This is a genomic window from Arthrobacter sp. JCM 19049, assembly GCF_001310435.1.
Genome location: NZ_BAXF01000126.1, coordinates 1 through 5,418, shown reverse-complemented (window position 1 = coordinate 5,418; position 5,418 = coordinate 1). Strand labels below are relative to the sequence as shown.

Annotated in this window: 7 protein-coding genes and 2 pseudogenes; 5 read left to right on the top strand and 4 right to left on the bottom strand. The window is 64.2% G+C overall.

Features of this window, described 5'->3' with window-relative positions; all coding sequences use genetic code 11:
* The first annotated feature begins 450 nt into the window (after positions 1-450).
* From JCM19049_RS22450 to JCM19049_RS22435, 4 genes are read left to right on the top strand one after another with little or no spacing between them, the layout of a single operon-like run.
* Complete coding sequence (locus JCM19049_RS22450; RefSeq protein WP_306420740.1) at positions 451-990, top strand: MFS transporter; 540 nt, start codon at positions 451-453, stop codon at positions 988-990.
* Positions 915-1,151: a hypothetical protein gene (locus JCM19049_RS22445; protein WP_306420739.1), complete on the top strand. Its 237-nt coding sequence runs from the start codon at positions 915-917 to the stop codon at positions 1,149-1,151. The genes JCM19049_RS22450 and JCM19049_RS22445 overlap by 76 nt, the downstream gene beginning before the upstream one ends.
* Complete coding sequence (locus JCM19049_RS22440) at positions 1,151-1,351, top strand: hypothetical protein (RefSeq protein ID WP_306420738.1); 201 nt, start codon at positions 1,151-1,153, stop codon at positions 1,349-1,351. The genes JCM19049_RS22445 and JCM19049_RS22440 overlap by 1 nt, the downstream gene beginning before the upstream one ends.
* Positions 1,348-1,917 (top strand): MFS transporter, encoded by a 570-nt coding sequence (locus tag JCM19049_RS22435; protein ID WP_306420737.1) that lies wholly within the window; start codon positions 1,348-1,350, stop codon positions 1,915-1,917. Before JCM19049_RS22440 ends, JCM19049_RS22435 begins: the two co-directional genes overlap by 4 nt.
* A 54-nt stretch (positions 1,918-1,971) precedes the next feature.
* Here the strand turns inward: JCM19049_RS22435 and JCM19049_RS07605 are convergent, their stop codons facing one another.
* Positions 1,972-2,634 carry a phosphoribosyltransferase gene (locus JCM19049_RS07605; protein ID WP_054821285.1) on the bottom strand — a complete coding sequence of 221 codons (663 nt, stop codon included), beginning with the start codon at positions 2,632-2,634 and terminating at the stop codon, positions 1,972-1,974.
* Between the two features lie 207 nt (positions 2,635-2,841).
* Positions 2,842-3,944: pseudogene (locus tag JCM19049_RS07600) on the bottom strand (fatty acid desaturase).
* Between the two features lie 220 nt (positions 3,945-4,164).
* On the opposite strand from JCM19049_RS07600, the gene JCM19049_RS07595 reads away from it, so the two are divergent.
* Positions 4,165-4,494, top strand: a complete 330-nt coding sequence (locus JCM19049_RS07595; RefSeq protein ID WP_279402697.1) for an META domain-containing protein — start codon at positions 4,165-4,167, stop codon at positions 4,492-4,494.
* 2 nt (positions 4,495-4,496) lie between these two features.
* Here the strand turns inward: JCM19049_RS07595 and JCM19049_RS07590 are convergent, their stop codons facing one another.
* Positions 4,497-4,994 carry a substrate-binding domain-containing protein gene (locus JCM19049_RS07590; protein WP_279402698.1) on the bottom strand — a complete coding sequence of 166 codons (498 nt, stop codon included), beginning with the start codon at positions 4,992-4,994 and terminating at the stop codon, positions 4,497-4,499.
* Between the two features lie 116 nt (positions 4,995-5,110).
* Positions 5,111-5,281, bottom strand: a pseudogene (locus tag JCM19049_RS19340) (LacI family transcriptional regulator); the annotation flags it as partial.
* Positions 5,282-5,418: the final 137 nt, after the last annotated feature.

Genomic DNA, 5,418 nt, shown 5'->3' with positions numbered 1-5,418 from the left:
TCCGCTCGCTGCGGGCAGTGGAGCGTGCTCGCTGAACTGCTGCCTCGGCGCCAAGCTGAAGCCGACCGCACCACAGTGGCCGGCCGAGGGGAGCGCGACCGTTTAGACAGTCCGGCAGGGCGGGGACCAGTTACCCGCCCTGTCGGTCTCATTTCCTGCGGCGGTTCATGACTGGTTAGCAGGTCAGGGAATAATTTGCCGACGCAACGGAGTTGAGCAGTACGAGGCTAGGCCCCAACGCGACCACCAGGTTCATTTTCGTCCCGACGCCCGTTTTTCACATTGAGGAACGTGGCATCGTCTGGGCTCAATGTGTCGGCTAGTTCGACCCCGTTCATGGCGGCACGGAGCATTTCAGATAGCCTTCCTATGGAAGTAATCCCGGCGTTGAGCGGCAGGTGGTCGTGAAGGGATGGAATGGCTGAGAATCGTGCTGCCGGTGAGGCACCCATGGATGAGGCAACCCGCTGGCGGGTGCTGATGGTCCTCTTGGCCACCATGTTCATGTCCCTGGTCGGAGTGAGCATTGTCAATGTCGTCCTGCCAGCCATCCAGAACACCCTGGGCGCCAGCGAATCGGATATCCAGTGGGTGCTCTCCGGCTACGCCCTGACCTTCGGCGTGGTGCTGGTGGCCGCTGGACGCGCCGGGGACGTCTTTGGGCGAGGCGCCATCTTCCTCAGCGGCCTGGTCATCTTCACGCTCTCCTCGATCCTGGCCGGATTTGCCCCCGATGCCACCAGCCTGAACATTGCCCGCTTCATCCAGGGCCTGGGCTCGGGCCTGCTGAACCCGCAGGTGCTGGGCATGATTCAGCAATACTTCCACGGGCCAGAACGAGGCCGTGCCTACGGCGCTCTGGCACCGTGGTCGGTTTTTCGGTTGCCATTGGCCCGGTACTTGGCGGCTTCCTGGTGCAGGGACTGGGGGAGGACCTGGGGTGGCGCTCCACCTTCCTGGTCAACGTGCCGATTGGCCTGCTGGCCATAGTCTTGGCGCTGCGCTGGCTGCCGCGGCCGCTATTTCGCAAGCTTCAGGTTCCTGCCAGTGACCCCTCGGACGCCGCAGCTGCGGCCGTGGTGAAGCACAGGCATGGGGTGGACCTCGACCCGGTGGGCAGCATCATGCTTGGCCTGTCGATCCTGGCCTGATGCTTCCCTTCGTCCAGGGCCGGGAGACCCCGTGGACCTGGTGGCTGCTGCCCGCCGCCTTTGCACTGCTGGGCGGTTGGATTCTCTGGGAGAAGAACTACAAGCGGCGTGGCCGCGAACCCATGGTGGACCTGCAGCTGTTCAAGATCCGCTCCTTCACCCTGGGCAACATCATTGCCGGCTCTACTTCATGGGCGTGACCAGCGTCTGGGTTTTGGTGGCGGTGTACGTCCAGCAGGGCCAGGGACTGACCGCGCTGCAGGCGGGCATGGTCGGTCTTCCGGCCGCTTTGGCCTCCGCAGCCAGCTCCCATATTGCAGGCAAGTACGTGGTCCAGTTCGGGCGGCGACTGGTGATCTGGGGCATCCTCAGTGCACTGGTCGGCTTGGTGTCCACCATTGCGATTGTGGAGCTCAACGCCCAGGACCAGGTGAGCATCTGGTGGCTGCTGCTGACGCTGAGCTTTATCGGCGTGGCACAGGGTTCGATCATTTCCCCGAACCAGGCGCTGACCCTCATGGATGTTCCGGTGGAGAACTCGGGCAGTGCGGGCGGTCTGATGCAGACGTCCCAGCGCATCGGTACCGCGGTGGGGATCGCGGTGATCACCGCAATCTTCTACGGCACCCAGCACCTGACCGGCGAATGGAACACCGCCATGACCGTGGGCTTCATCGCCATCACGGTAATGGTCGTGCTGACCCTGGTGGTCGCCATCATTGACCAGCGCAAGGGGCACGGGATCGCCACCGTGGTGGGGCACTAGGACCCGCCTGCTGGCATAGCGTCTTCGGACCATCCAGGACCGATGACCGGTGGCTCACGCCTTGCTGTGCAGCAGCGCGAGCACCTGGTCCCGCTCCACCGGCTGGAACTGCTCATAGTAGGCTCCCACGGCGGTGAAACCCCCTGGCTTCAGCAAGGCGACGGCTTCGTCGGCGACCTGCGACAACTCGTTGAGCAGCTCCGGGGGTGCCACCGGTGCGGCAATGATGATCCGCTCGGGTTCCAGCTGTTGGACCAGTTCGACCGCCGCCTTGACGGTGGCTCCGGTGGCCAGCCCGTCATCGCAGATCACCACGATCCGCCCGGCCAGGTCCGGTGAATACTCCTGGAACACCTCGGCCAGTTCGGCCAGCGCCTGTTCGGTTTCGGCCTCCACCCGGTCCAGCTGGGCGCTGCCGAAGCCTTCCTTGGCACGACGGTGGATTCCCTCATTGAGGTAGCGTCCGGAGAAACCGCGGTAGGAGGCCATGGCACCGTAGGCCAGCTCCGGGTTGCTGGGCACCCCGAGCTTGCGTACGGCCAGCGCGCCTAGTTCCGCGCCCAGCGCCCGGGCCACTTCCGCGGCGATGGGCACGCCCCCGCGCAGCAGCCCCAGCACGACGTACTCGCCGGCCTCCAGCCGAGTTGCCAACGCCAGCCCCAGAGAAGTGCCGGCCTGTTCCCGATTCTCGAATCTTTGGTTCGCCCGTTGTGTCATGGTTCCAGTCTTGCCCAGATCAGTCGATTGCAACAGACCTCACAGAAAATATCCTGACTAGTCACTATGGGCTCGACGGTCGGTCAAAGAGGTCGACCCCGCCCAGCAATATGCGCCGGGTGTTTCAGACATACCGCTGCTCTCGAACGCAACTGCGCACATTGCCGGCAACAAGCCGCCCGAAGCTTTCCCGCCCGGGGGTTCGGACTAGAACTGCCGGTAGGCGGACACCATGGGGCAGTCGAAGGGATCGCGGGCCGAGAGTCCAACCTTGTTCAGGTATCGGATGACCTGCGCGTAGGACTGGCACACCGAGGCCACCGTGTAGGTGATCTGGTGCTCGGCACAGTAAGCGCGCACAATCCGTGAGACCTCGGCGAGGTTGGCCCGCGGCATCGAGGGGAACAGGTGGTGTTCGACCTGGTAGTTCAGCCCGCCGTAGATGATGGAGAGCAGTTCGTTGCCCCACCGGCTCTTGGCCATGACGTTGCGGCTGGTGAGTACCTGCCGGGAGAAGAAGTCAATGCGCATGTTGTTCGGGACCATGGGCATGCCCTTGTGGTTGGGGCAAAGGAGCCGCCCATGTAGATGCCGAAAACCGCGAGCTGCACGCCGATGAAGGCGAACGCCATGCCGATCGGAAGGAAGGCGAAGACCAGGGCCAGATAGATGGCCACGCGCAAGGCAATCACGGTGATTTCGCGGCTGCGGTTTTTCACTCGCTTGGCCACGAACAGGTATTTGATGGACTGAAAATGCAGGTTCAGCTTCCAGGGTCAGCAGCGGAAAGAACAGATACCCCTGCGTTCGGTGATCCACTTCAGCAGACCCTTTTGCCGCTGGGCGTCGGTTGGCTGGAAGGAGATGGTGTCCCACTCAATGTCCGGATCCTTGCCCACAGTATTCGGCGTGGCGTGGTGCTTGTTGTGCTTGTTCATCCACCACTGGTAGCTGATGCCGACCACGCCGTTGGCCAGCAGGCGTCCGAGCTTGTCATTGGTCTTGGCGGAGGAGAGGATCTGGCGGTGCGCGGCCTCGTGGGCCAGGAACGCGAACTGGGTGAGCAGGATTCCCAGCGCCCCGGCCATCAGCAGCTGGAACCAGCTGTCACCGAGCAGGATGAACCCGGTGATGGTCCCGCCGAGCAGACCCAGCAGGACCAGGCCCATGCCCAGGTAGTGGCCGCGGCGCCGTCCATTGAGTCCCGCGTCGCTGACCAGGGCCTTGACGTGGAAGAAGCTTTTGGGATCCCCGGGCCGCACCAATTTGGCCGGCGGAGCAGTGGGCAGGGTGGAAGTGATGCTACTCAAGTGCTAAGTCCTTGGGAGGTAGCGGCGACTTTTCAGTCGAAAGAACTGAAAGTCTCAACTCCTATGCTTCTCAGCCTAGTCGGACAAGTTGTGCATTGCCCCTGAAGGGGCTGGCAGTGGCGCCGTACGCCAGTGCACACTGTTGCTGGTTACCGGCCGGCAGACGCAGTAGCGTGAGGGCATGAGACGAATTCCAGTTCTGCTTGCGGTCGGCGCGCTGATGATGTTGGCCAGTTCCTGCGCCAATTCCGGCGGGAAGCCGGAGGACCCCACGGGATTGTGGGGACAACAGGAGCAGGGCCAGCCCTGGCTGGAGCTGTCCAATGAGGGCAAGGTGGCCGGAAGCGATGGCTGCAACAACCTGATGTCCACTTGGAGCCAGGAGGCCGAGAAGATCAGCTTCAGCGCGATGGCCAGCACGATGATGTACTGCCGTGGCGTGGACACCTGGCTGAGCACCGCCGACCACGCAACCATCCAGGACGGCTCCCTGCTGGTCTTCGACGCGAATGACCAGCAGATCGGCACCCTTCCGCGCGGGGCGCGTTAGCTTCAGGCGTCGGTGGCCCGGCGGCTGGTTGAGCTGCGCACGATGAGCTGGTGCTCAAGGTGGTGCGCCCGTGCCGGCGCCTCGCCGCGGATGGCCTTCAGCAGCATGGCCACGGCAAGTTCGCCCTGCTGGTGCGGTTGCTGGCGGATGGTCGTCAGCCCGAAGAGCTCGGCCAGTTCATGGTCATCCACGCCGACCACCGACAGGTCCTGTGGCAGCTTCAGGCCCAGGTCGCGGGCTGCGAGGATCGCCCCGATGGCCATTTCATCGCTGGCGGCGAAGATGGCGGTGGGCCGGGTCGCCGGGTTGCCCAGCAGCTGCTTGGCCACCGTGTAGCCCTGGCCCATCGTGAAGTCCGCGCTGACGCACAGCTGCTCATCGACGTCGACCCCCGCCTCGGCCAGGGCACGCTCGTAGCCGATGCGCCGATGGGAGGGCACGCGGAAGTCGAGGTCGGTTTCCGAGGATCCACCGATGTAGCCGACCCGGACGTGGCCCAGGGACAGCAGGTGGTTGGTGCCCAGGGTGGAGACCGCCTCATCATCACGTGCAGGGTGGGTACGCCGGGCAGGGGTCCGCCCACCCCGACCAGGGGCTTGTTCAGTGCGTGCAACGCCACCAGCTCCTGCTCGCTGAGCTCCACGTTCACGGCGATCACCGCATCCACCCGTTGGCGCTGCAGGAAATCGGAAAAGATCTGGTGGCGCTGGCCCGGATCCTTGGTGAGCTGGTAGAGCGTGGTGTCATAGCCCTCGCGCATCAGGGCCGTGCAGATCCCCTCCAGCACGCTGGCGTAGAACCAGTGGTTGATCACCGGAACCAGGACGCCGATATTCCGGGTGCGCCCCGAAGCCAGTCCCGAGGCGCTGGAGGAGACGACGTAGCCCAGCTCGCTCGCGGCGCGCTGCACCGCCGCCTGTGCCG